General features: G+C 65.1%; 22 protein-coding genes and 1 riboswitch. Of the genes, 18 read left to right on the top strand and 4 right to left on the bottom strand.

The annotated features are described in order from the left end of the window. Positions 1 to 109: 109 nt before the first annotated feature. On the top strand, positions 110 to 1420 hold the full coding sequence (gene ftsY / locus AC04PT_RS00100) for a signal recognition particle-docking protein FtsY (protein ID WP_482871435.1): 1311 nt from the start codon (positions 110 to 112) through the stop codon (positions 1418 to 1420). 11 nt (positions 1421 to 1431) lie between these two features. On the opposite strand, the gene AC04PT_RS00105 is transcribed toward ftsY, so the two are convergent. After that, positions 1432 to 1917 (bottom strand): MgtC/SapB family protein, encoded by a 486-nt coding sequence (locus AC04PT_RS00105; protein WP_482871436.1) that lies wholly within the window; start codon positions 1915 to 1917, stop codon positions 1432 to 1434. Positions 1918 to 2093: 176 nt separating this feature from the next. Here AC04PT_RS00105 and AC04PT_RS00110 point away from each other — a divergent pair, with 176 nt between their 5' ends. The 3 genes from AC04PT_RS00110 to AC04PT_RS00120 are packed head-to-tail and all read left to right on the top strand — an operon-like array spanning position 2094 to position 4143. Beyond that, positions 2094 to 2615, top strand: coding sequence for a redoxin domain-containing protein (locus AC04PT_RS00110; RefSeq protein WP_482871437.1), 522 nt, complete (start codon positions 2094 to 2096; stop codon positions 2613 to 2615). 6 nt (positions 2616 to 2621) lie between these two features. Continuing rightward, positions 2622 to 3524: an EamA family transporter gene (locus AC04PT_RS00115; RefSeq protein WP_482871438.1), complete on the top strand. Its 903-nt coding sequence runs from the start codon at positions 2622 to 2624 to the stop codon at positions 3522 to 3524. A 7-nt stretch (positions 3525 to 3531) separates the two neighbouring features. Further along, positions 3532 to 4143 carry an inner membrane-spanning protein YciB gene (locus AC04PT_RS00120; protein ID WP_482871440.1) on the top strand — a complete coding sequence of 204 codons (612 nt, stop codon included), beginning with the start codon at positions 3532 to 3534 and terminating at the stop codon, positions 4141 to 4143. A 60-nt stretch (positions 4144 to 4203) separates the two neighbouring features. Here AC04PT_RS00120 and AC04PT_RS00125 read toward each other — a convergent pair whose 3' ends face one another. Together AC04PT_RS00125 and AC04PT_RS00130 are read right to left on the bottom strand one after the other, a co-directional pair. Continuing rightward, positions 4204 to 4899: a glutathione S-transferase N-terminal domain-containing protein gene (locus AC04PT_RS00125; protein ID WP_482871441.1), complete on the bottom strand. Its 696-nt coding sequence runs from the start codon at positions 4897 to 4899 to the stop codon at positions 4204 to 4206. Positions 4900 to 4936: 37 nt separating this feature from the next. Continuing rightward, on the bottom strand, positions 4937 to 5323 hold the full coding sequence (locus AC04PT_RS00130; protein ID WP_482871442.1) for a hypothetical protein: 387 nt from the start codon (positions 5321 to 5323) through the stop codon (positions 4937 to 4939). A gap of 114 nt (positions 5324 to 5437) precedes the next feature. Then, positions 5438 to 5514, top strand: a riboswitch (SAM riboswitch). Between the two features lie 49 nt (positions 5515 to 5563). On the opposite strand from AC04PT_RS00130, the gene metZ reads away from it, so the two are divergent. The 5 genes from metZ (at position 5564) to AC04PT_RS00155 (ending at position 12620) form a co-directional block, all read left to right on the top strand. Beyond that, entirely contained in the window at positions 5564 to 6754 is a 1191-nt protein-coding gene (gene metZ, locus AC04PT_RS00135; protein ID WP_482871443.1) for an O-succinylhomoserine sulfhydrylase, read from the top strand. A 123-nt stretch (positions 6755 to 6877) separates the two neighbouring features. Then, the gene (folE2, locus tag AC04PT_RS00140) at positions 6878 to 7927 is read left to right on the top strand and encodes a GTP cyclohydrolase FolE2 (protein ID WP_482871444.1); all 1050 of its coding nucleotides are present in this window, start codon (positions 6878 to 6880) and stop codon (positions 7925 to 7927) included. 100 nt (positions 7928 to 8027) lie between these two features. Beyond that, positions 8028 to 8258: a hypothetical protein gene (locus tag AC04PT_RS00145; protein ID WP_482871445.1), complete on the top strand. Its 231-nt coding sequence runs from the start codon at positions 8028 to 8030 to the stop codon at positions 8256 to 8258. A 44-nt stretch (positions 8259 to 8302) separates the two neighbouring features. Continuing rightward, positions 8303 to 9751, top strand: coding sequence for a TrkH family potassium uptake protein (locus AC04PT_RS00150; RefSeq protein WP_482871446.1), 1449 nt, complete (start codon positions 8303 to 8305; stop codon positions 9749 to 9751). Between the two features lie 301 nt (positions 9752 to 10052). Continuing rightward, the gene (locus AC04PT_RS00155; RefSeq protein ID WP_482871447.1) at positions 10053 to 12620 is read left to right on the top strand and encodes an ATP-dependent helicase; all 2568 of its coding nucleotides are present in this window, start codon (positions 10053 to 10055) and stop codon (positions 12618 to 12620) included. A gap of 570 nt (positions 12621 to 13190) precedes the next feature. On the opposite strand, the gene AC04PT_RS00160 is transcribed toward AC04PT_RS00155, so the two are convergent. Then, positions 13191 to 13403, bottom strand: coding sequence for a DUF1127 domain-containing protein (locus tag AC04PT_RS00160; protein ID WP_482871448.1), 213 nt, complete (start codon positions 13401 to 13403; stop codon positions 13191 to 13193). A 237-nt stretch (positions 13404 to 13640) separates the two neighbouring features. On the opposite strand from AC04PT_RS00160, the gene AC04PT_RS00165 reads away from it, so the two are divergent. The 9 genes from AC04PT_RS00165 (at position 13641) to murD (ending at position 24547) form a co-directional block, all read left to right on the top strand. Further along, complete coding sequence (locus AC04PT_RS00165; protein WP_482871449.1) at positions 13641 to 14699, top strand: Mrp/NBP35 family ATP-binding protein; 1059 nt, start codon at positions 13641 to 13643, stop codon at positions 14697 to 14699. 723 nt (positions 14700 to 15422) lie between these two features. Beyond that, entirely contained in the window at positions 15423 to 15929 is a 507-nt protein-coding gene (mraZ, locus tag AC04PT_RS00170) for a division/cell wall cluster transcriptional repressor MraZ (protein WP_482871450.1), read from the top strand. After that, positions 15929 to 16915, top strand: coding sequence for a 16S rRNA (cytosine(1402)-N(4))-methyltransferase RsmH (gene rsmH / locus AC04PT_RS00175; protein WP_482871451.1), 987 nt, complete (start codon positions 15929 to 15931; stop codon positions 16913 to 16915). The genes mraZ and rsmH overlap by 1 nt, the downstream gene beginning before the upstream one ends. Continuing rightward, positions 16916 to 17269, top strand: coding sequence for a cell division protein FtsL (ftsL, locus tag AC04PT_RS00180; protein ID WP_482871452.1), 354 nt, complete (start codon positions 16916 to 16918; stop codon positions 17267 to 17269). Continuing rightward, positions 17266 to 19053, top strand: a complete 1788-nt coding sequence (locus AC04PT_RS00185; protein ID WP_482871453.1) for a peptidoglycan D,D-transpeptidase FtsI family protein — start codon at positions 17266 to 17268, stop codon at positions 19051 to 19053. Before ftsL ends, AC04PT_RS00185 begins: the two co-directional genes overlap by 4 nt. A 10-nt stretch (positions 19054 to 19063) precedes the next feature. Beyond that, a complete protein-coding gene (locus AC04PT_RS00190) occupies positions 19064 to 20548 on the top strand; it encodes a UDP-N-acetylmuramoyl-L-alanyl-D-glutamate--2,6-diaminopimelate ligase (protein ID WP_482871454.1) in 1485 nt (494 codons plus the stop codon). Beyond that, a complete protein-coding gene (locus AC04PT_RS00195; protein ID WP_482871455.1) occupies positions 20545 to 21951 on the top strand; it encodes a UDP-N-acetylmuramoyl-tripeptide--D-alanyl-D-alanine ligase in 1407 nt (468 codons plus the stop codon). The genes AC04PT_RS00190 and AC04PT_RS00195 overlap by 4 nt, the downstream gene beginning before the upstream one ends. 16 nt (positions 21952 to 21967) lie before the next feature. Further along, entirely contained in the window at positions 21968 to 23050 is a 1083-nt protein-coding gene (mraY, locus tag AC04PT_RS00200) for a phospho-N-acetylmuramoyl-pentapeptide-transferase (protein ID WP_482871456.1), read from the top strand. A gap of 90 nt (positions 23051 to 23140) precedes the next feature. After that, positions 23141 to 24547 (top strand): UDP-N-acetylmuramoyl-L-alanine--D-glutamate ligase, encoded by a 1407-nt coding sequence (murD, locus tag AC04PT_RS00205; protein ID WP_482871457.1) that lies wholly within the window; start codon positions 23141 to 23143, stop codon positions 24545 to 24547.

The following is a 24547-nucleotide window of genomic DNA, read 5'->3' on the forward strand; positions in this document are numbered from 1 at the left end:
AAACGAAACAGTCTCATGATGTCAAACTGAGACCGGGCAGGCCCAAGTCAACCAGACCTTTTCCTGCTGACGGGAAAGTTATAGGTGAAACCCAAAGGAGTACTGCGCCATGTCGTTTTTCGGAAAGCTCAAGGACCGGCTGTTCAAGTCCTCGTCGAAGCTCGACGAAGGGCTCGAGGCGATCGTGGAAGAGGGCGGCGAACTCTCGGCCGCCGACCCCCGGGAAACCCCGCCCGAGCCGGAGCCCGAGATCACGCCGGACCCCGATCCCGCGCCCGAGACCGAACCGGACAACGTGCCCGAACCCGAGCCCGAGAAAGAGCCGGAAACCGTGCCCGAAACGGTGCCCGAGACCGAGCCGACTCCGCATCCGCGCCCCGATGTGACGCCGACGCCCGCGCCCACCGAGGTGCCCGCGCCGGACCTGCCGACCGGCGTGCCCGGACCGGCCGAGACGCCCACCGAACGCCCCGGCACCACCACGCCGGTGGAAATGCCGCGCCCCGACACCCCGGCCGAGGTGCCCACCCGCACCCCCGGACTTCTGGGCCGGCTGCTGGGGCGGGGTGGCGAGGCGCAGGTCATGCGCCGCACGCTGGACGACGACATGCTCGAGCAGCTCGAAGAGCTGCTCATCGCCTCCGACATGGGCGTCGACACCGCGCTGCGCGTCACCGCCAACATGGCCGAGGGCCGCTATGGCCGGAAGCTCTCGGTCGTCGAGATCAAGCAGGCGCTCGCCAGCGAAATCGCCCGCGTGATGGAGCCGGTGGCCCGTCCACTGCCGCTTTATTCGAAGAAACCGCAGGTGGTGCTGGTCGTCGGCGTCAACGGCTCGGGCAAGACCACCACCATCGGCAAGCTGGCCAGCCAGTTCCGCGCCGCCGGCAAGAAGGTCGTCATCGCCGCCGGCGATACCTTCCGCGCCGCGGCGGTCGAACAGCTTCAGGTCTGGGGCGAACGGGCAGGGGTGCCGGTGATGACCGCGCCCGAAGGCTCCGACCCCGCCAGTCTCGCCTTCGACGCGATGGAACACGCGGCGCGCGAGGGCGCCGACCTCTTGATGATCGATACCGCCGGACGTCTGCAGAACCGTAAGGACCTGATGGAGGAGCTGTCCAAAATCGTCCGCGTCATCCGCAAGAAGGATCCCGACGCGCCGCACAACACGCTTCTGGTGCTGGATGCCACCACCGGCCAGAACGCGCTGAGCCAGGTCAAGACCTTTCAGGAGCTTGCCAATGTCACCGGCCTCGTGATGACCAAGCTCGACGGCACCGCCAAAGGCGGCGTTCTGGTCGCCCTGGCCGACAAGTTCGGCCTGCCCATCCATGCCATCGGCGTGGGCGAGAAGATCGACGATCTCGACGCCTTCGACCCCGAGGAATTCGCCGCCGCCCTTACCGGGCTCGACGCCTGAACCAAGGCCGTTCACTCCCGCGTGCCTGCCCATTTCTCGATATGGCGCAGCACGAAGATCACCACCACCACGATTGCCGTCGCCATTGCCGCAAGGGGCATCTGTCCCGCGCCGCAGCCAAGGCCCACGGCCCCCGCCAGCCATAACGACGCGCCCGTCGTGACATTGCGCACCTCACCACCCGAGGTAAAGATCACCCCCGCCGCAAGGAATGCCACGCCCGCCGTCACCGCCTCGATCATCCGCAGGGGATCGGGGCGCTGCTGGTCCTCGTTGCCGAAGCCAAGCTGGCTGAGTTCCTGTCCCAGTATGACGAACAGGCAGGCGGCCACGCAAACCAGGATATGGGTCCGCAAACCCGCCGGTTTCATGCGCCATTCCCGCTCGATCCCGATCACCGCGCCAAGCACGACGGCCACCAGCAGACGCGCCAGCGCCGCGCCCACAGGCACCACCGAAAAGGTATTCTGGAACTCGGAAAGGATGTCCTGCCACATGCAATTCGACCCGCCTGTTTCCTGCCGCCAACGCGCAGGCCCCATGTCCGGTTCCCCGCAAACCCCCGAATCCACAACAATTTTCCGAAGACATCACCTGTCCGTGACCCCGGGTTTCCCCATGGCGTCCGGGGGCCTAGGTGCCCCGGTCAACGCAATCCAGACAGGAGCCTCCCATGCACGATGCGCTCGCCTCCGGCAAAGCCTTTCCCGTGACCGAAATTCCCCGCCTCGGCGGTGGCACCATGACCCTCGGCAAGCCCGAACAGCACGACTGGCAGCTGATCTTCGTCTATCGCGGGCTGCACTGCCCGATCTGTCACCAGTACCTGTCGGACCTCGAACCGAAGCTGGCGGACTTCGACGGCATCGAAGTGGTCGCCGTCTCTGCCGATCCGGAAGACAAGGCCCGCAAGATGACCGAGGACGAGGGCCTCACCGAACTCGCCATCGGTTACAACCTGTCGATCGAGCAGATGCAGCGCCTCGGCCTCTACATTTCCGATCCGCGCAATGCCCAGGAAACCGACCGCCCGTTCGCCGAACCGGGCTTGTTCCTGGTGAATCCTCAGGGCAATCTGCACATGATCGACGTGTCGAACGCGCCCTTCCTGCGGCCCGAACTCGACCCCCTCGCGTCGCGACTCAAGATGGTACTGGAGAAAGATTATCCGATCCGCGGCACCCATTCCGGCTGATCCCGCATGAGCGCCTGGCTCGTGTCTCTCGAAGGCACCGAGGCAGGCCATCAACTGGCGCTGATCCTCGCGCTTTCGGCGGCATTTCTGCACGCGGTCTTCGGCGCGCTGCAGAAGGGCCGCCACGATCCCTGGCTGACCCGCGGTGCCATCGACGCCTCTTACGGCCTGATGGCCGCGCCCTTCGCCTTCTTCGTAGTGCCTTGGCCCGAACCGCACATGTGGCTGATCTTTGCCGGGGCCTTCGTGATCCACACCGCGTACAAGCTGCTGCAGGCCATGGCCTATACGCGCGGCGCGTTTACGGTGGTCTACCCGGTGGTGCGCGGCACCGGACCACTGTTTGCCGTGATCGGCGCCTACCTGATCTTCGGCGAAACCTTCACCGCCACCCAGTGGCTGGGCGTCGGCGTGCTGCTCGCCGGCATCTTCGGGCTGGCGCTCTACAATCTGGTATTCCTCGAAACCGCCCGCGACACGCTGCCGGCCGCCCTCGGCCTCGCGGTCTTTACCGGGCTCTTCGTCGCGCTCTACACCACCTACGACGCCTACGGCATCCGCGCCACGGCGGACCCCTTCACCTTCCTCGCGTGGTTCTTCATGCTTGACGGGCTTGTCATGCCGGTCCTCGCCGCGCTGCGCCTGCGCCGCATGGCAGCGCCGCCGCGGCTTGGCCCCCTGATGGTGCGCGGTGGTATCGGCGGCCTCATCGCCTTTGCCAGTTTCGGCTCGATCATGCTGGCCACCCGGCTCGGCAAAGTTGGCGAGGCGGCGGTCTTGCGCGAGACCTCGACCGTCTTCGCCGCGCTGATCGGCTGGCTGGTGTTACACGAAACCGTGGGGCCACGACGCATTGCCTTGATGGCCCTGATCGCGCTAGGGGCAGTGATAGTCGAAATGTCAGGATAACCCCGGAATGCCGCAGGCCGAGAAGAAACCGATCAACCCCGTCGTCAAGCAGGTTCTCGAATTGGGCCCGCCGCTGGCCTTCTTCGGCATGTACCTCTGGCTGAAAGAGGACACCTATACCCTTGGTGGCACGGAATATTCCGGCTTTATCGTCGCAACCGTGCTGTTCGTGCCGATCCTGCTGGTGGCGATGGGCATCCTCTGGGCGCTGACCCGCGAACTCAGCCGGATGCAGATTTTCACCGCGATCATGGTGATCTTCTTCGGCGCGCTCACCGCGTGGTTCAACGACGAACGCTTCTTCAAGATGAAGACAACGCTGGTCTACGGCTTCTTTGCGCTGCTCCTGGGCATCGGGTTGATGCGCGGCAAATCCTACCTCGCCTACGTGTTGTCCGACGCGATCGAGATGCAGCACGAGGGCTGGATGATTCTGACCAAACGGCTTGCGCTGGGCTTCCTCGCGCTCGCCTTGGCCAACGAGGTCATCTGGCGCACCCTCTCAACCGACCTCTGGGTCAAGATCGAGACCTTCGGTTTCCCGATCGCGCTCTTCGTCTTCATCTGGTCGCAGTTCGCGCTCCTGCACCCCTACATGGACAACTGCGACAAGCCCTGACCGCCCGGTCGGCATGACCCGCAGCCCCGGACCTGATCCGGGGCCTCCCGTTCCTCCCGGTTACTCCCGCCCGAACAACGCCCCCTGCGCGCCGCGATCCGCCTCGATCTGCGTCGCGCTTTCGGGTGACAGGCTCCACCCGCGCTGCACCGCCTCGCGCGCGCCAACCTGTTCGAAGTACCGCTTCACGTGGGGCACGTCGTCCAGCACCATCTCGTGCCGCTGCCAGCGCGCCAGCCACGGCCAGATCGCCATATCGGCAATCGAATAGAACCCGCCCGCCGCATACTCGACCTCCGCCAGACGCCGGTCGAGCACGCCGTAAAGCCTGCGACACTCGCTGCGATAGCGGTCCTGCGCATAGGGCAGCACCACCGGCGGGTCAAAGGCCGGCGCGTATTTCAGGAAATGATGCGCCTGTCCGGCCATCGGCCCCAAACCGCCCATCTGCCACATCAGCCACTCTTCCACAGCGACACGGTCACGCTCGACCGCGCCGTAGAAGCGCCCGGTCTTGCGGGCGAGGTATTGCAATATCGCCCCGGATTCGAAGACCGAGATCGGCGCCCCGTCCGGCCCATCGGGATCGACGATCGCCGGGATGCGGTTGTTGGGCGAGATCTTCAGGAATTCCGGCGCGTGCTGTTCGCCCTTGCCGATGTTCACCGGTCGCACCCGATAGGGCAGTCCGAATTCCTCCAGCGCGATGGCGATCTTCCATCCGTTCGGCGTGGACCAGAAATGAAAATCGATCAAATGCCTGCCTCCCTATGCGGGGGTTAGCTTGCCGCTTTCACCGCGAATGACAAGGCCCCGGCCGATGCGCCTTCGACGGCCGCCGGCAATAATTCAGCCAAGCCGTTTCGCAATGCCGGCTCTCGCCGCGCAGCATGGCACAGGCCAAATCCACCGTGACGGTCACCACCCGCCACACCTGCCGCAGCACGATCCCGCGCGTCACCTTCGCCCGATGCGCCCGGGCCGAGAATGTCATATCCGCCTCGCCGCCAAGGGCCCGGTTCAGCGCCAGCGACAGCTTGAAGCAGATCACCTCGGTCACTTCCTCGTCGATGACGTCCGCCGGCAGGCTGGAGCGATCGCACCACGCCGACCCAAGGCCGAACCATCCGGTCAGCGCTGCCAATCCCGTCCGTTGAGGAAGCTCGTTTGCAAGGCTCATGGGTCCGTCTCCACCAGATGTTGTAGGTGCGCGATAGACCGACCATACGACAGCCACGTGAAGCAAAGGTTACTGCCGCGTGACGCACTTGACGCTGCGTCCGCAACGCCCTATCAGACGGCCCGTGGCGATTTGTTACCGGATTGCGGGCCACGTGAAAGATTCCGCTAAAAGGTCAGAGGACGAAGGCCCCCGTTCGCTTGACCGCGCCTGGGGGCTTTTGTTTTGGAAGGACAGGACATGACACAGGATTGGACCAGCCGCACCCGGCTCGTGCACGGCGGCACCCGCCGCTCGCAGTACAACGAGGTCTCCGAGGCGCTCTTTCTCACCCAGGGTTTCGTCTACGACAGTGCCGAACAGGCAGAGCAGCGATTCCTCCAGGCCGGCCCCGACGAATTCATTTACGCCCGCTACGGCAACCCCACCGTCGCCATGTTCGAAGAGCGCATCGCCGGTCTCGAAGGCGCCGAAGACGCCTTCGCCTGCGCCTCCGGCATGGCCGCCGTCCATGGCGCGCTGGTGTCGCTGCTGAAAGCCGGCGATCACGTCGTCGCGTCCCGCGCGCTTTTCGGCTCCTGCCTCTACATCCTCGAAAACATCCTGCCGAAGTTTGGCGTCGAAGTCACTCTGGTCGACGGCTGCGACCTGTCCCAATGGCAGACGGCCATCCGCTCCGACACTCGCGTCGTCTTCTTCGAGTCCATGTCGAACCCTACGTTGGAAGTCATTGACATTGCAGCAGTTTCCGAGCTTGCCCACAAGCACGGTGCGCTGGTGGTCTCCGACAACGTCTTCTCCACCCCGATCTACTCGAACGCCATCGCGCAAGGCGCTGATATCGTGACCTATTCCGCGACCAAGCATATGGACGGGCAGGGCCGTGTGCTGGGCGGCGTGATCCTCGGCAGCAAGGACCTGATCCGCGGCACCATCGAACCCTTCATGAAGCACACCGGCGGCGCGCTCAGCCCGTTCAACGCCTGGGTGCTGCTCAAGGGGCTCGAGACGATGGACCTGCGCGTCCGCGCCCAGACCGCCACGGCGCAGCACCTCGCCGAACAGCTGGAAAGCCATCCCGGCCTCTCCCGTGTGATCTATCCGGGCCTCGCCTCGCACCCGCAGCATGACCTGACGATGCAGCAACTCGGCGCCGGCGGCACAGTGCTCAGCTTTGACGTGAAGGGTGGCCGAGACACCGCCTTCGCTTTCCTGAACGCACTGAAAATCGCCATCATTTCCAACAACCTGGGCGACGCCAAGACCATTGCGACCCCGCCGGCCTTCACCACCCACCAGCGTCTGCCCGACGACCAGAAGCAGGCGCTGGGCATCACCCCCGGCCTGATCCGGCTGAGCTGCGGGCTCGAGGACGCGGGCGACCTTCTGGCCGACATCCGTCAGGCGCTCGACACTGCCGGAGCCGCCTGAGACGTCGGATTTCCGCACCGCCATGCCGGGTCACGACAATCCGGCAGGCGGACGCCCGCGCTATAAACGTGGTAATTTCACCACGCCGCACCTATGTTGGCGTTGCGCTGAGAGGGGCCGGACATGAACGTGCAGACCAAGGACATTACCCTGACGCCCAGCCGGGACGAGGCCGAGGCCGCGCTCGGCGTGCTGCGCCGTTATGCCCAGGCCAAGGGTGACACCGCACTGGCATACCCCGATCTGACCAGCGAATATCCCGTCACCTTCAAGGCCGATCCCGCCTACAAGGACACGCTGCCCGATCTGCAGAACGGCCCCGCCTCGCTCATTCGCGGCGCTAATCAGGCCATCCAGCACGTCGGTATCTCGAACTTCCGCCTGCCGATCCGCTATCACACCCGCGACGGCGGCGACCTGACGCTGGAAACCTCGGTGACCGGCACCGTCAGCCTCGACGCCGACAAGAAGGGCATCAACATGAGCCGCATCATGCGCTCGTTCTATGCCCACGCCGAAAAGACCTTCAGCTTCGAGGTGATGGAAGCCGCGCTCGATGACTACAAGTCCGATCTGGAAAGCTTCGACGCGCGCATCCAGATGCGGTTTTCCTTCCCCGCGAAGGTCTCGTCGCTGCGCTCCGGTCTCAGCGGCTACCAGTATTACGACATCGCGCTGGAACTGATCGAACAGGGCGGCGAACGGCGCGAGATCATTCACCTCGACTACGTCTATTCCTCGACCTGCCCCTGTTCGCTGGAACTCAGCGAACACGCCCGCCGCGAACGCGGCCAGCTGGCCACCCCGCACTCGCAACGCTCCGTCGCCCGCATCTCGGTCGAAATCAAGGGGTCTGACTGCCTCTGGTTCGAAGACCTGATCGATCATTGCCGCGCCGCGGTGCCGACCGAAACGCAGGTCATGGTCAAGCGCGAGGACGAACAGGCCTTCGCCGAACTGAACGCCGCCAACCCGATCTTCGTCGAGGATGCCGCACGGCTGTTCTGCGAACGCCTGCTTCAGGATGACCGGATCGGCGATTTCCGCGTCGCCGCCAGCCATCAGGAAAGCCTGCATTCGCACGACGCGATCTCGGTCCTGACCTCCGGGCCCACGTTCGCCAACGCCAGCATCGATCCGCGCTTCTTCTCGACGCTGTTCCACGTCGGCTGACGGCGACGCGGGAACGCGTTTCGGCAAAAGTTTACCTGACGAACACCCCGGCAGCGCTATCTTGGCGCTCAGGGAGGAAACCACGCGCAAGAGGTTTCCCATGCAACATGCAAACGTCAACGTCCGATTTCCCGCCCCCGGCTGGCGGCAAAGGCTGGATACCTATTTCGCCACGCTGGGGCAGGGCGTGAACGCCGCGCCACTGATCCGCGCCCGGCTGGGCGAGGTCGCGGGGCTCGAGGCGCTGTCGGACGCCGAACTGGCGCTTCTCGGCATGGACCGCAGTGACATTCCCGCCCGGGTCTACGCCGACCTGTTTCCGCAGGGCTGAACGCGGCTTGACACCCCGCGTGCCACCGGCCAACGCTCGGGCGCATGTTTGATCTTCGCCCCGTCGGTTACGTGATCGGCCTTCTGGTCGCCATTCTCGGCGCCATGATGATCCTGCCGTTCCTCGTCGACCTGGCCGAGGGGCGCGGCCACTGGCCGGCCTTCGTTGAGGCCGGGGCCATCACCATGCTCTCGGGCGGGCTGATGGCGCTGGCCTGTCAGAACGGTGTGAAGGAGACGCTGACCATCCAGCAGACCTTCCTGCTGACCACCGGCGTCTGGCTGGCGCTGCCGATCTTCGGTGCGCTGCCCTTCGTGCTGGGCGCGACCGAGGCGCGCTACGTCGATGCCTTCTTCGAGGCCATGTCGGGGCTCACCACCACCGGATCGACCGTCTTTACCGGGCTCGACGACATGCCCAAGGGGCTGCTGCTCTGGCGCGGGTTGATGCAGTGGATCGGCGGCATCGGCATCATCGTGGTGGGCATGGTCTTCCTGCCGGAACTGCGCGTCGGCGGCATGCAGATGTTCAAGGCCGAAGCCTTCGACACCATGGGCAAGATCCTGCCCCGCGCCACCCAGATCGCCAGCCAGATCAGCGTGATCTACGTCTCGCTGACGCTGCTCTGCGCGGTGCTCTACATCCTCTTCGGCATGAATGCCTTCGACGCATCCGTGCACGCGCTCACCACCATCGCCACCGGCGGCTTCGCAAATTACGACGCCTCCTTCGGGGCCTTCAAGGGACCGCTGGAATACGTCTCGGCCAGCTTCATGCTGCTCGCGGCGCTGCCCTTCGTGCGCTACGTGCAACTGATCAACGGCACCGCGCGGCCGCTGTTTCGCGACAGTCAGGTACGGACCTTCCTGCTGACCGCGCTGGTGCTGGTGCTTTTCGCCACCGTGGTGCTGATGCTGCGCCTGCCGCACCCGCCCGAACGCGCCTTCCGCGAAGCGCTGTTCAACGTCACCTCGATCCTCACCGGCACCGGCTATGCCAGCGCCGACTACATGGGCTGGGGGCCGCTGCTGATCTCTACCTTTTTCTTCGTCGGTCTGATCGGAGGCTGCGTTGGCTCCACCACCTGCTCGATCAAGCTGTTCCGCTACCAGCTGCTGTTCGCCTCGATCCGCGTACAGCTCAAGCGCATCCGCTCACCCAACGGCGTCTTCACCACCCGCTTCGAAGGCCGCCCGGTGGGCGACGACGTGCTGTCCTCGGTGATGTCCTTCTTCATGTTCTTCGTGGTCTCGCTCGGCGTGCTCTCGGTGCTGCTGTCCGCCACCGGGCTCGACTTCGTCACCGCCATCTCCGGCGCCGCCGCGGCGCTGGCCAACATCGGCCCCGGCCTCGGCCCGATCATCGGTCCCGCCGGCAACTACGCCGATCTCAACGACACCGCGAAATGGCTGCTCTCGGCCGCCATGCTGATCGGCCGGCTCGAACTGATGGTGGTCTATGCCATCCTCACCGTGAACTTCTGGCGGGCCTGAACAAAGGGCCGCTGCGCGGCGGTTCAAGCCTCCGGCGGGGATATTTTCAGCCACCAGAAACCCTTTCTTAACCAGGTTGCGCGACCCTCGGCAGGCGGTACAGGCTGGGAAGCCGATGACCGCGCCAGGAGAAGGCCCCCGTGCGCAGCCCGCGGCTGGGACTGGATCTGCACCCCTGTGCTTCTTCTGGCAAAAAATATCCCGGGGGGCCCGAAGGGCGGGGGCAGCGCCCCCTCGAACCTTGCGAACAGACAGCGAACAAGGGTTTTCAGCGCGCGTTCGAGTGTCTATGTTGGCCGCCATGAGCAGTTTCGATGAAATGGACGCCTTCGACGCGGCCTCCTCCCTGTCCCAACGCGCCATGGCCGCCCGGCCCGCGCCCTATCTCGACGGTCTGAACCCGGCCCAGCGCGAAGCGGTCGAGGCACTGGACGGGCCTGTCCTGATGCTGGCCGGCGCCGGCACCGGCAAGACCAAGGCGCTGACCACCCGGATCGCGCACTTGCTGAACACCGGCAAGGCGCGCCCGAACGAGATCCTCGCCGTGACCTTCACCAACAAGGCCGCGCGCGAGATGAAGACCCGCGTCGGCAAACTGCTGGGACAGGTTGTCGAGGGCTTGCCCTGGATGGGCACCTTCCATGCCATCGGCGTCAAGCTCTTGCGCCGCCATGCCGAACTGGTGGGCCTCAAGTCGAATTTCACCATTCTCGACACCGACGACCAGCTGCGCCTGCTGAAGCAGCTGCTGTCGGCCGCCAATATCGACGACAAGCGCTGGCCCGCCCGGCAGCTGTCCCACATCATCGACGACTGGAAGAACCGCGCCTGGACCCCCGACAAGGTTCCAGCGGGTGAGGCAGGGGCCTTCAACAACAAGGGCGTCGAGCTCTACGCCCAGTACCAGGCCCGCCTGAAAGAGCTGAACGCCTGCGACTTCGGCGACCTACTGCTGCACTGCGTCACCATCTTCCAGACCCACGAGGACGTGCTGGCGCAGTACCAACGCTGGTTCCGTTACATCCTCGTCGATGAATACCAGGACACCAACGTCGCCCAGTACCTCTGGCTGCGGCTGCTGGCCGGAGGCCACAAGAACATCTGCTGCGTCGGCGACGACGACCAGTCGATCTACGGCTGGCGCGGCGCTGAAGTCGGCAACATCCTGCGCTTCGAGAAGGATTTCCCCGGCGCCAAGGTGGTCCGGCTGGAACAGAACTATCGCTCCACACCCCACATCCTCGCCGCCGCCGGCGGTGTCATCGCCGGCAACAAAGGCCGGCTGGGCAAGGAACTCTGGACCGACGCCAGCGACGGCGAAAAAGTCCGCCTGATCGGCCATTGGGACGGCGAAGAGGAAGCCCGCTGGATCGGTGAACGTATTGAGGACCTGAACGCGGGCCGTGTAGAGGAAGCGCGAAACCGCAACAATCCTCGATCAATCGACTTCCAGCAAGAGATAGAAAGGTTGCTGAAAAAAGGCATCAATCCTGACAGCGAGGATGCCTACCTGACCAAAGTGTTCAGCACCGGAGAGGTTTACTCCGATATCAAGGTACAAAACAGCGTCAAGAGTATTTTGAGCGACCATCCAAACGGCGACAACATGCTAAAGTCGGTGCTTGCAAGCCCAGTTGATCGTTTCGGATTGGAAGAGATGGCGATCCTCGTCCGCGCCTCCCACCAGATGCGCGCCTTCGAAGACCGCTTCCTGACCATCGGTCTGCCCTACCGCGTCATCGGCGGGCCACGGTTTTACGAGCGGATGGAGATCCGCGATGCCATGGCCTATTTCCGCGTCGTGGTCAGCCCCGACGACGATCTGGCGTTCGAACGCATCGTCAACACCCCGAAACGCGGGTTAGGCGACAAGGCGCAACAGACCATGCAGCGCATGGCGCGCGACAATGGCATGCCGCTGATCGAAGGCGCCCGCCTCGCGGTGGATCAGGGCGCGATCAAGGGCAAGGGCGGCACCGAACTGTCGAAACTGCTCGACGGTCTCGCACGCTGGGGCCGGATGACCGGCGACAAGGATGTCACCCACGTCGAACTGGCACAGATCATCCTGGATGAGAGCGGCTACACCGCGCATTGGCAGAACGACAAGACCCCCGAGGCGCCGGGCCGGCTGGAAAACCTCAAGGAGTTGGTCAAGGCGCTGGAGGCGTTCGAGAACCTGCAAGGTTTTCTCGAACACGTCAGCCTGATCATGGACAACGAAAGCGAAGAGGCCGGCGCCAAGGTCTCGATCATGACGCTGCACGCCGCCAAGGGGCTGGAGTTTCCCGCCGTCTTCCTGCCGGGGTGGGAGGACGGTCTGTTCCCCTCGCAACGCAGCATGGACGAAAGCGGCGTCAAGGGCCTCGAAGAGGAGCGCCGCCTCGCCTACGTCGGCATCACCCGCGCCGAGGAGGTCTGCACCATCTCCTTCGCCGCCAACCGCCGTGTCTTCGGCCAATGGCAATCGCAGATGCCGTCACGCTTCGTCGACGAACTGCCCGAGGATCATGTCGATGTGCTCACGCCGCCGGGTCTCTACGGCGGCGGCATGGCGGCGCAGAGCTTCGGATCGGGTATCGAGGAGCGCGTGGCCGAGGCCAACGTCTACAACTCGCCCGGCTGGAAGCGGCTGCAACAGCGCCAGAACCACCGCCCGATGTCGCAGCCGAGGGAAAGCCGCAACACGGTGATCGACGCCACCGCCGTCAGCAGCTTCACCATGGGCGAACGGGTGTTCCACCAGAAGTTCGGCTACGGCGCCGTGATCGGGATCGAGGGCGACAAGCTCGAGATCGATTTCGAGAAGGCCGGCACCAAGAAGGTGGTCGGCCGCTTCCTGACCGGCGCCGACGACGTGCCGTTCTAGCGCCCCCCGTGTCCCGGCCCCGAGCCGGGACCTCACGACCAGCCCGGCGCCGGAGCAGGTCCGGGGCGCGCTGTCCGCAATCCGCATCATTCCGGCAAAAAAAGAACGGCGACGCAGGGAGGTGCGCCGCCGTCTTTTGTCAACCAGCGCCTCAGAATGGGAGGAGACGAAGCACCGGTCATGTCGGACCCCGGGCGATTTGGGAGGAGAAGCCCCGGGTCCGTGTCCCGACAGCGCAATGGGAGGAGAGCGCGCCGGAATGTCGTTCCGGACAACCCGTCCGGGAGGGGGAAGAACGGCGACGCAGGGAGGTGCGCCGCCGTCTTTTCCATCACCAGCGCCTCAGAATGGGAGGAGACGAAGCACCGGCTATGTCGGACCCCGGGCGATTTGGGAGGAGAAGCCCCAGGTCCATCATTTCCGCGCGCAATGGGAGGAGAGCGCCCGGAAATCTCGTTGTGAGCCGGCGGACCGGCCCTGAATAAAAGGCGGCGACATCAGGGAGGAGGAGAGATGTCGCCGCTGAGACACAGAAGACCCAGGGAGGAGGAGAGAGCCTTCTGATCCGTGTTACTCGTAGACCGCGTGATAGGACACGCGGCGGATTTCGCTGCGATGCAGGCCAAGGTCGGCCAACTCGCGGTTCGACATCGACGCCAGTTCGCTCACCGTCCGGCGATACAGCCGGTAACGGGCAAATCGCTGGCCCAGACCGCCCAGTGCCTCTTGCAGGCGCTGCATCAGTCCTGCATGGACGTCAGTGGTATAGGTGGTGTCGGCCATGATGGTCTGCCTCGTGCAAGTCCGCGTCGTTTCGTTGACCTCAATGTAGACAAATGCTGCGGGTGCACAATACCGGGGGCAGGCATTGCTGCTATGCAGCAATTGCATGTCTAAGCGGTTGGAAATCCTTGGGGCCAGACCTAGGGGGCAGGTTTCCGCAAGGTGGGGTTGTATAGTTTCGGCCGAATGCCGTGCAGAGTGGCATAGGGTAGGTATCAAGAAGAAAGGGGTGGTCCGATGGACCGGAAAATTCGTGACAGGCTTGCGGAAATCACCTTGCCCGATGGTGGCAACCTGATTTCGCGTGACATGATCCGCGCGCTGACCTGCGAAAACGGGGTGGCGCGCTTCGTGATCGAAGCCCCGTCGCCCGAGATCGCCCGCCAGATGGAGCCGCTCCGCCAGGCCGCCGAGCGCGCCGTCGCCGCGTTGGACGGCGTCACCGAGGCTCACGCCGCGCTGACCGCCCACGGCCCGGCCGCCCAGCCCGCGCCCAGCCTCAAGGTGGGCGGCCATCCCGAACCGCAATCCGGCCCGATGAAGCCCGCCGGCGTCAAACGCATCCTCGCCGTGGGTTCCGGCAAGGGCGGGGTGGGCAAGTCCACCATCACCTCGAACCTCGCCGTGGCGCTGGCACGGCAGGGCAAGAAGGTCGGCCTGCTCGACGCCGACATCTACGGACCCAGCCAGCCCCGCATGATGGGCGTCTCGCAACGTCCCGCCAGCCCCGACGGCAAGATCATCGAACCGCTGCACGCCCACGGCGTCACCCTGATGTCGATCGGCCTGATGCTCGACCCCGGCAAGGCGGTGGTCTGGCGCGGCCCGATGCTGATGGGGGCGCTTCAGCAGATGCTGGGGCAGGTGGCCTGGGGCGAACTCGACGTGCTGCTCGTCGATCTGCCGCCGGGCACCGGCGACGTGCAGCTGACGCTCTGCCAGAAATCCGATCTGTCCGGCGCCATCATCGTCTCAACCCCGCAGGACGTGGCGCTTCTCGACGCCCGCAAGGCGATCGACATGTTCAAAACCCTCGACACCCCGATTCTCGGGTTGATCGAGAACATGTCGCTCTTTCACTGTCCCCAGTGCGGATATGAGGCTCACATCTTCGGTCACGGCGGCGTCGCCACCGAGGCGCAGTCCATGGGGGTGCCCTTGCTGGCACAGCTTCCCATCGACCTCGACACCCGGCTGGCAGGTGACGGCGGCACACCCATCGCAGCCGGTGACAGCCCCATGGCGCAGGCCTATGCGCAACTGGCCCAGGGATTGATCCGCAGCGGTCTCATCTGAACGCCGCGTCGTTGCCAAAGGGGAATACGGCGCCCGTCCGGGCGATTCCCGCCCGCCGATGGGAATTCATGGGCCGCACGGGAAATCATGGGCGCGACCGCTGCGAACCCCGAAATCACCCGCAAAAAGCGAGTCACGGCGTCGCGATCCGCTCGTGACTCGCCGTGATTCACGATGAATCTGCCAGATTCGCCGCAATTTCTGTGCGGAAAAAGTCACACTGAGACCCGTGGCGTCAAAAAATCCGGGAATTCGTGGGAAAAATCGCAGTCGCGGTTAAGCCACCATATATTGTGTGCAGTCCGCCATATTTCCGCTACAAATTCCTCAAATAAGCGAATATTTGCTTCTACATCTTGTTTCACAGACCCCTCTGGAACAAAATCCAGTGTCTGTTTCCCGCAAAAGCCTGTTGCTTTCCATGAAATCCCATGGCATCCCTATAACCACGATGAGGGACGGAAGAGGGGCACAAAGAAGACCCCGCAACCAACTCTAAAAAAACAAGAAAAGCAGGTTTCATACAGGCACCGCCTTTCATCGTGAACAAAGAGATCCGGCGCGCGGGCGAGCAGACATCCCCCCAGGTGGCGCGCGCAGCTGGACTTCCCGCCAAGGCGGGACATGGGCGGCGGGTTGATCAGTGGCAGCAGATCAACCCGCCGTTTTTAATTTCAACCTCTGGGGGAACTCGCGGGGGCGCGAAGCAAGGGACGGCAAGCAGTGGGCCGCAGGTTCAGAGGCGAAAGCCATCACAAGGTCGATACGAAGGGCAGGGTCTCCATCCCGGCCTCGTTTCGGCGTGTGCTGGAGGCCGCGGACCCCAACTGGAAATCCGGCGAGAATCCCGAACTGGTGATCGTCTACGGCGACCACCGCCGCAACTACCTCGAATGCTACACAATGGAAGCCATCGACGAGGTCGATGACAAGATCGACGCGCTGCCGCGCGGCTCGATGGAGCGCAAGATGCTGCAACGCCTGTTCCATGGGCAATCCTATCCCACCAATGTCGACGAAACCGGCCGCCTCGTGCTGCCGGCTAAGCTGCGCGACAAGATCGGCCTGTCGAAAGAGGCCTTCTTCATCGCTGCCGGCGACACCTTCCAGATCTGGAACCCCGAGACTTACGAGAAGGAAGAATTGGCCCGCACCGAAGAGTGGCTCGAAGAGCTGCCCGAGGATGTCGATCCGCTGTCCTTCCTCGACGGACCCGCCGGAGGCGCCTGATGTCCGGTGCTGCCACACCAAACGAACCGCATATTCCCGTCCTGATCCGTCCGCTCATCAAGGCCGTGGCCCCCGTCACCGGCACCTGGATCGACGGCACCTTCGGGGCAGGGGGCTACACCCGCGCGCTACTGGAGGCCGGGGCCGACACGGTCATCGCCATCGATCGCGACCCGCTGGCCTTTCAGATGGCGCAGGACTGGCTGGACGACTACCCCGGCCGCGTGCGCTGCGAACAGACCGTCTTTTCGCGCATGGACACCGTGGCCGATCAGGTCGACGGCGTCGTGCTCGATCTTGGCGTCTCGTCGATGCAGCTCGACCTTGCCGAACGCGGCTTTTCCTTCATGCGCGACGGCCCGCTCGACATGCGGATGAGCCAGGAGGGCCAGTCCGCCGCCGACATCGTCAACACCGCGTCCGAGGAGGACATCGCAGCGATCCTCTACACCTACGGCGAGGAACGCGCCTCGCGCCGGATCGCGAAAAACATCGTCCGCGCCCGCGAAGACACCCCCTTTGAAACCACAAGGCAGCTCGCCGAGGTCATCGAACGCTCCCTTCCGCGCTCGAAACCCGGCCAGAGCCACCCCGCCACCCGCTCTTTCCAGGCGTTGCGCATCGCCGTCAACGATGAATACCGCGAGCTGTTCGAGGGCCTCATGGCCGCTGAACGGGTCCTCAAACCCGGTGGGCACCTCGCCGTCGTCACCTTCCACTCGGTCGAGGACCGCATGGTCAAACGCTTCCTTCAGGCCCGCGCCGGCCATTCCGGCAATATCAACCGCTACGCGCCGCAGACCGATGTGATCCCCGCCCAATTCACCCAGGTCACCAAAAAGGCCATCGGCCCGGACGCGCAGGAACTGGCCGAAAATCCGCGCTCGCGGTCGTCCCGCCTGCGCGTCGCCCGGCGCACCGACCAGCCCGCCGGCACGGTCGATCCGAAAACCATCGCCATGCCGCAACTCAAGAGGACAAGGTAAATGCGGTCGTTTCTTTATGTCATGACAGCGCTCGCCGTGATCGGACTGGCCTTTTGGGCCTACCACGAGAATTACAAGACGCAGGAGGCCATAGAACGCACCGAACGGCTGCAACGCGAAATCGGCATGGCCCGCTCGCGGCTGTCGGTGCTGCGCGCGGAATGGGCCTATCTCAACCGTCCCGACCGCCTGCGTGACCTGGCCGAACTCAACTTCGACCGTCTCGGCCTGCTGCCGTTCCGCCCGGCGCATTTCGGCAGCATCGATCAGGTCGCGTTCCCCGCGCCCGATTACGACGAGGTCGGCCCCATCACCAATTCCGTGCCGGTTTCCAGCCAGGGGCAAGAGCCATGATCCGCACCCCCCTCCGCCCGCTCGCCCGCATCCTCGAGGCCCGCCAGAAGGGCGAAAACCCCGACGCCATCGAGCGCGAAAACATCCGCCTCCGGCACGAAGAGATGCGCGACAAGCTGCGCGTCCGCGCCGAGCAGCGGCTTTTGCTGATGGGCATCATGTATTTCTGCGCCTTTCTGGTGATCGGCGCGCGCATGGGCGGTCTCGCGGCATCGGAACCCGCCGAGCCGCGCGGCGCCACCAACGGCGCCTCGATCGTGGCGCAGCGCGCCGACATCGTCGACCGCAAGGGCCGCATCCTCGCGACCAACATGGAAACCCATTCGCTCTACGCCCATCCGCAACAGATGATCGAGCCGGTCCGCGCCGCCGAGGAACTGGGCAAGATCTTCCCCGATCTCGACGTGGCAGACCTGACCAAGCGGTTCACGTCGGACCGCAAATTCATGTGGATCCGCAAGAAACTCAGCCCCGAGCAGAAGCAGGCGGTCCACGACATCGGCGAACCCGGCCTCCTGTTCGGCCCCCGCGAAATGCGCCTTTACCCCAACGGCGCGGTCGCGGCGCATGTGCTGGGCGGCTACGGCTTCGGCCGCGAAGGCGTGCATTCGGCGGAAGTGATCGGCACCGCCGGTATCGAGAAATTCCACGACGACCTGCTGCGCGATCCCGCCCGCGAAGGCGCGCCGCTGGAACTGTCGCTCGATCTCACCATTCAGGCCGCCGCCGAAAAGGTGCTCTACGGCGGCATGAAGATCATGGGCGCGAAGGGCGCGGCCTCGATCCTGATGGACGTCCACACCGGCGAAATCATCTCGCTGGCCAGCCTCCCCGATTTCGACCCTAACGACCGGCCCCTCCCGGCGCTCGGCAACGACCCCTCGGTCAGCCCGCTGTTCAACCGCGCGGTTCAGGGCGTCTACGAACTGGGCTCCACCTTCAAGATCTTCGCCTCCGCACAGGCGATGGACCTCGGCCTCGTCAATCCCGGCACCATGGTGGACATCCGTGGCCCGCTGCGCTGGGGCCGTCACCGCATTCGCGACTTCCACAACTACGGCCGCGAACTCTCTGTCACCAAGGTGATCGTCAAGTCCTCGAACATCGGCACCGCCCGGCTTGCGCAGATGGTCGGCACCGAAAAGCAGAAGCGCTTCCTTGAAAAACTGGGCTTCTTCGACGTCACCCCGGTCGAACTGCAAGAGGCCAAGGCCGCCAAGCCCCTGCTGCCGCCCAACTGGTCGGAGCTTTCGACCATGACGATTTCCTACGGTCACGGGCTGTCGGCCTCGCCGCTGCACCTCGCCTCGGCCTATGCCACCATCGCCAACGGCGGCCACCTCGTGAAGCCGACGCTTTTGCGTCAGAAAGGCCCGCAACTGGGCGAAAAGGTCCTCTCGACCCGCGCCGCCGAGGCCTCGCGCGCCATGCTCCGCCTCGTGGTCTCTCACCCCGACGGCACGGCCAACTTCGGCGATGTCTACGGCTACGGCGTCGGCGGCAAGACCGGCACGGCAGACAAGCCCAAGCCCCGGGGTGGCTATTACGACGACAAGGTGATCGCCACCTTCGCCTCGATCTTCCCGATCCACGATCCGAAATACGTACTGATCGTCACCCTAGACGAGCCCGAGATCCACGCCGCCGGCCAGCTTCGCCGCACCGCCGGCTGGACCGCCGTGCCGGTCGCCGCCGAAATGATCGAACGCCTTGCGCCGCTGCTTGGCCTGCGTCCGACGATTGAACCCGCCGAACTGGCTGGTATAAGCCTCGTCAAGGACTGACGGGGGCCTCATGAGCAGCACCAAAACGCTATCCGAACTGGGACTGAACGGCCAGGGCGGGGCAGATGCAACGATCACCGGCATCACCGTGGACAGCCGCGAGGTGCGCGAAGGCTTTCTCTTTGCCGCGCTCCCCGGCGCCCGCGTCCACGGCGGCGACTTCATCCAGTACGCGCTGCGCATGGGCGCCAGCGCGATCCTCACCGACGCCGAAGGCGCGCGCATCGCCGCCGACGACCTCGATGCCAGCCACGCGGCCCTGATCGTCGCCGAGGATCCCCGGCAGGTGCTGGCCTATACCTCCGCGCTCTGGTTTGGCACCCAGCCTGACACCATGGTCGCGGTCACCGGCACCAACGGCAAGACCTCGGTCTCGACCTTCTGCCGCCAGATCTGGAACGCCCTCGACCTGCCCGCCGTCAACCTCGGCACCACCGGCGTCGAAGGCACGTGGGAGGCCCCGCTGGCCCATACCACGCCCGAGCCTGTCACCCTGCACCGCACCCTCGCGGCGGCGGTGGAAAACGGCATCACCCACGCCGCCATGGAGGCGTCGTCGCACGGGCTTGAACAGCGCCGGCTTGACGGTGTCCACCTGCACGCCGCCGGATTCACCAACTTCACCCAGGATCACCTGGACTATCACCACACCTTCGAGGCCTATTTCGAAGCCAAGGCCGGCCTCTTCACCCGGGTTCTGCCCGAGGACGGCACTGCCGTGCTCAACATGGACGACCCCCAGGTCGCCGGGCTTGAACCGATCGTCACCGTGCGCGGCCAGTCAGTGCTGCGGGTCGGGCAGGGCGACACCTGCGATCTCCGCCTGCTGGCGCGGCGCTTCGATCCCACCGGGCAGGATCTCCGCTTCGCATGGCAGGGCCAGCCCCACCAGGTCCGTCTCAACCTGATCGGCGGCTTTCAGGCCGACAACGCCCTCATGGCCGCCGCGCTCGTCATCGCGGCAGGCGAGGATCCCGCTCGTGTCTTCGACGCGCTTCCCGGCCTCGGCACCGTCCGTGGCCGCATGCAACTGGCCGCCACCCGCGCCAACGGGGCCGCCGCCTTCGTCGATTACGCCCACACGCCCGACGCCGTCAAAACCGCGTTGCAGGCCCTGCGCCCGCATGTCATGGGCCGGCTGATCGCCATCATCGGCGCTGGCGGCGACCGCGACACCTCCAAGCGCCCGCTGATGGGCGAAGCCGCGCGCGAAAACGCCGACATCGTCATCGTCACCGACGACAACCCCCGCAGCGAAGACCCCGCCGCCATCCGCGCCGCAGTGACCCGGGGCGCCGGTACCGACGCCATCGACGTGGGCGACCGGGCCGAGGCGATCCTGCGCGGCGTCGACATGCTCGGCCCCGGCGACGCCCTGCTGATCTGCGGCAAGGGCCACGAATCTGGCCAGACCATCGGCGACACCGTCTATCCCTTCGACGACGTCGAACAGGCCAGCGTCGCCGTTTCCGCGCTGGACGGGGTCGCCCCGTGACGCTCTGGACAGCCGCCGACGCGGCCGCGGCCACCGGCGGACGCACCACCACCGACTGGAGCGCCACCGGCGTTTCGATCGACACCCGCACGCTCCAGCCCGGGGACCTCTTCGTCGCCCTGCAAGCCGCCCGCGACGGCCACGACTTCGTGGCCCAGGCGCTGGACAAGGGCGCCGCCGCCGCCCTCGTCAGCCGCATCCCTGACGGCGTCTCCGAAGACGCACCGCTGCTCGTCGTCGATGACGTCCTGCACGCCCTCGAAGCGCTCGGCACCGCCGGTCGCGCCCGCACCGGGGCGAAGGTCGTCGCCGTCACCGGCTCCGTCGGCAAGACCTCCACCAAGGAGATGCTGCGCGAGGTGCTCTCCGCCTTCGGCCCGACCCACGCCTCCGTCGCCAGTTACAACAACCATTGGGGCGTGCCCCTCACGCTGGCCCGGATGCCGCGGGACACGCGCTTCGCCGTCATCGAAATCGGCATGAATCACCCCGGCGAGATCGCGCCCCTGTCGCGCTTCGCCCGTCCGCACGTCGCGATGATCACCACCGTCGCCCCCGCGCATCTGGAAGCCTTCGGCCGCATCGAGGGCATCGCCATGGAAAAGAGCGATATCCTTGCCGGGATCGAAGCGCGCGGCACCGCCGTCTTCAACGCCGAGATCGACACCGCCGAGATCCTGCGCAACGCCGCCGAAGCCGCGGGCGCCACCTACATCGGCTTCGGCGAGGTCAAGGGCGCGCACCACCGCCTCACCCGCGTCGACATGTCCGATGGCGCGACCCGTGCCGACGCCACCGCATGGCGCGACCCGATAACCTTCACCATCGCCGCCATGGGCCGCCACGTCGCCATGAACGGCCTCGGCGTCCTCGCCGTGACCCATGCCCTCGGCCTCGACCGTCCCAAGGCCATTGCGGCCCTGGCCCGCTGGACCCCGGTCAAGGGACGCGGCGAGCGCCAGAAGATCGCCCTCGACCCGTCCGATCCCACCCGGACGCTGGAGCTGATCGACGACAGCTACAACGCCAATCCCGCCTCCATGGCCGCCTCGCTCGCCGTTCTCGCCGCGACCGGGACGAAGGGCCGCCGCATCGCCTATCTCGGCGACATGGCCGAGCTCGGCGACACCGCGCCGCAGCTTCACGCCGACCTCGCGAAGCTGCCCGCCATCGACGACATCGCCGCCGTGCACACCGTCGGCCCGCTCAGCAGGCACCTGTCACAGGCGTTGCCTGCCACCAAGCGGGGCCACTGGTTCCAGACCGCCGCGGAAATGGCCGCTACCCTGACCAACGACCTTCAGGCAGGCGATACCGTGCTCATCAAGGGCTCGAACTCCATCGGACTCTCGGCTCTGGTTGACGAAATCCGCAAAATGGGTCATGCCGCCCAACCTAAGTGACAGGAAAGGGGCGGAAGTGCTCTACTGGTTGACAGCATTGTCCGACGGCGGGGATTTTTTCAATCTTTTCCGCTACATAACCTTCCGCGCCGGTGGCGCCTTCATGACTGCGCTGATCTTCGGCTTCCTGTTCGGGCCGCCGCTGATCAACGTGCTGCGCCGCAGCCAGGGCAAGGGCCAGCCAATCCGCGACGACGGCCCCGAGACGCATGCCGCCAAGGCCGGCACGCCGACCATGGGCGGATTGCTGATCCTCAGTGCTTTGGTCACCTCCACGCTGCTCTGGGCCCGGCTCGACAATCCCTATGTCCTGATGGTGCTGTTCGTGACGCTGGCCTTCGGCCTGATCGGCTTTGCCGACGATTATGCCAAGGTCGCCAAGCAGAACACCAACGGCGTTCCCGGCAAGGTCCGCTTGCTGCTCGGTTTCATCATCGCCGGCATTGCCGCCTACTGGGCCGCGATCTATCACCCCGACGACCTGCAATTCCGCCTCGCGCTGCCGGTCCTCAAGGACACGCTGCTGAATCTCGGTTGGCTGTTCCTCCCGTTCTCGATGTTCGTCGTGGTCGGCGCCGCCAATGCGGTCAACCTGACCGACGGTCTTGACGGTCTGGCCATCATGCCGGTGATGATCGCCGCCGGCACCCTTGGCGTCATTGCCTATGCGGTGGGTCGGGTCGACTTCACCGAATACCTCGATGTGCATTACGTTCCCGGCACCGGCGAGATCCTGATCTTCACCGCCGGCCTGTTCGGCGGTGGTCTGGGTTTCCTGTGGTACAACGCGCCGCCCGCCGCGGTCTTCATGGGCGACACCGGTTCGCTCGCGCTCGGTGGGGCCCTCGGCGCCATCGCGGTGGCCACCAAGCACGAAATCGTGCTCGGCATCGTCGGTGGCCTGTTCGTGGTCGAGGCGCTTTCGGTCATCATCCAGGTTCTCTACTTCAAACGCACCGGCAAGCGCGTCTTCCTGATGGCCCCGATCCATCACCACTACGAAAAGAAGGGCTGGGCCGAGCCCACCATCGTGATCCGATTCTGGATCATCTCGCTGATCCTCGCGATTATTGGCCTCGCAACCCTTAAGGTCCGGTAAACGCCGGACCGGCCGAGGGCTTCTGTACAAAACACCCCCCTGTTTTGTACAAATTGTACAAAACTCGACCCCTGAGCAGCGAGGCGCCCGATGATCCCCGTCCCCGGTTTCGACACCCACCGCGTCGCCGTTCTGGGCCTTGGCCGGTCGGGCCTGTCCGCCGCCCGCGCCCTGCGCCAGGGCGGCGCGATCCCGGTCTGCTGGGACGACAATCCCGAGACCCGGGCGCGCGCCGAAGACGAAGGCTTCGAGGTTTCCAACCTGTTGAAACAGAACGCTTTTGTTGGCATCGCTACGCTCGTCGTCTCGCCCGGAATCCCGCATCTCTACCCCGCGCCCAACCCGGTCGTCGCGGCGGCGCTGGAGGCCGGCGTGCCGGTGGACAACGACATCGGCTTGTTCTTCCGGGCGCTCGGGCAGCACGGCTGGCACGATTTCGACACCCCGCCACGGGTCATCACGGTCACGGGTTCCAATGGAAAATCAACGACTTCCGCGCTGATTCACCACATCCTCGAAGCCTCGGGGCGGCCTTCGCAACTGGCCGGAAACATCGGCCGCGGCGTGCTTGACATCGACCCGCCCGGCGACGGTGGCGTGGTGGTGCTGGAGCTGTCGAGCTACCAGACCGAGCTGGCCCGCGCGCTGACACCAGATGTTGCGGTTTTCACCAACCTCACCCCCGATCACTTGGATCGCCACGGCGGCAAGGGGGGCTATTTCGCCGCCAAGCGGAGGCTGTTTTCCGAAGGCGGACCGGACCGTGCCGTGATCGGCGTTGACGAACCCGAGGGCCGGTTCCTCGCCGGGCAACTGTCCGAGGGGCCGGGGGACGATCGCGTGATCCGCGTATCAAGCGGCCGTAAACTGACCGGTCCGGGGTGGAATGTCTTTGCAAACAAGGGCTTCCTCAGCGAATATCGCAAGGGGCGGCAGGCCGGGTCGATCGATTTGCGCAGCATAAAGGGACTGCCGGGCGCGCATAATCATCAGAACGCCTGCGCCGCCTATGCCGCCTGCCGGACGCTTGGCATCGCGCCCCGGCAGATCGAGCAAACCTTCCATACTTTCAAGGGCTTGCCGCACAGAAGTCAGGTGATTGCCGAAGCTCGTGGGGTCACATACGTCAACGACAGCAAGGCCACGAATGTCGACAGCGCTGCCAAGGCATTGGCAGCATTCAAGAAAATCCGCTGGATCTGCGGTGGCCTGCAGAAGGAAGGCGGGCTCAAAGGGCTGGGCGAGGGCCTCGGCAATGTGGTCAAGGCCTATGTGATCGGCCGTGAAGCTGCGAGCTTCGCGCTGCAACTGCCTGAAATCGAAACAGAAACCTGCACTGACATGGGCACCGCGGTTGAACGCGCCATGGCCGAGGCCCAAGAGGGCGAGACAGTGCTCTTGGCCCCCGCTGCCGCCAGTTTTGATCAATACGACAACTTCGAACAGCGCGGCACCGATTTCACGCAGAACGTCTTGGCACGGCTGGAAAATTCCTGA

Source organism: Litorisediminivivens sp. KMU-197, from assembly GCF_056858395.1.

Coding starts and splice junctions, on each gene's coding strand:
- AC04PT_RS00110 (WP_482871437.1), top strand. CDS start 2,094: ATGCACGATGCGCTCGCCTCCGGCAAAGCCTTTCCCGTGACCGAAATT.
- AC04PT_RS00150 (WP_482871446.1), top strand. CDS start 8,303: ATGTTTGATCTTCGCCCCGTCGGTTACGTGATCGGCCTTCTGGTCGCC.
- ftsL (WP_482871452.1), top strand. CDS start 16,916: ATGCGGTCGTTTCTTTATGTCATGACAGCGCTCGCCGTGATCGGACTG.
- AC04PT_RS00115 (WP_482871438.1), top strand. CDS start 2,622: ATGAGCGCCTGGCTCGTGTCTCTCGAAGGCACCGAGGCAGGCCATCAA.
- folE2 (WP_482871444.1), top strand. CDS start 6,878: ATGAACGTGCAGACCAAGGACATTACCCTGACGCCCAGCCGGGACGAG.
- murD (WP_482871457.1), top strand. CDS start 23,141: ATGATCCCCGTCCCCGGTTTCGACACCCACCGCGTCGCCGTTCTGGGC.
- AC04PT_RS00130 (WP_482871442.1), bottom strand. CDS start 5,323: ATGAGCCTTGCAAACGAGCTTCCTCAACGGACGGGATTGGCAGCGCTG.
- AC04PT_RS00190 (WP_482871454.1), top strand. CDS start 19,064: ATGAGCAGCACCAAAACGCTATCCGAACTGGGACTGAACGGCCAGGGC.
- AC04PT_RS00165 (WP_482871449.1), top strand. CDS start 13,641: ATGGACCGGAAAATTCGTGACAGGCTTGCGGAAATCACCTTGCCCGAT.
- metZ (WP_482871443.1), top strand. CDS start 5,564: ATGACACAGGATTGGACCAGCCGCACCCGGCTCGTGCACGGCGGCACC.
- AC04PT_RS00145 (WP_482871445.1), top strand. CDS start 8,028: ATGCAACATGCAAACGTCAACGTCCGATTTCCCGCCCCCGGCTGGCGG.
- AC04PT_RS00155 (WP_482871447.1), top strand. CDS start 10,053: ATGAGCAGTTTCGATGAAATGGACGCCTTCGACGCGGCCTCCTCCCTG.
- AC04PT_RS00160 (WP_482871448.1), bottom strand. CDS start 13,403: ATGGCCGACACCACCTATACCACTGACGTCCATGCAGGACTGATGCAG.
- ftsY (WP_482871435.1), top strand. CDS start 110: ATGTCGTTTTTCGGAAAGCTCAAGGACCGGCTGTTCAAGTCCTCGTCG.
- AC04PT_RS00105 (WP_482871436.1), bottom strand. CDS start 1,917: ATGTGGCAGGACATCCTTTCCGAGTTCCAGAATACCTTTTCGGTGGTG.
- AC04PT_RS00120 (WP_482871440.1), top strand. CDS start 3,532: ATGCCGCAGGCCGAGAAGAAACCGATCAACCCCGTCGTCAAGCAGGTT.
- AC04PT_RS00185 (WP_482871453.1), top strand. CDS start 17,266: ATGATCCGCACCCCCCTCCGCCCGCTCGCCCGCATCCTCGAGGCCCGC.
- rsmH (WP_482871451.1), top strand. CDS start 15,929: ATGTCCGGTGCTGCCACACCAAACGAACCGCATATTCCCGTCCTGATC.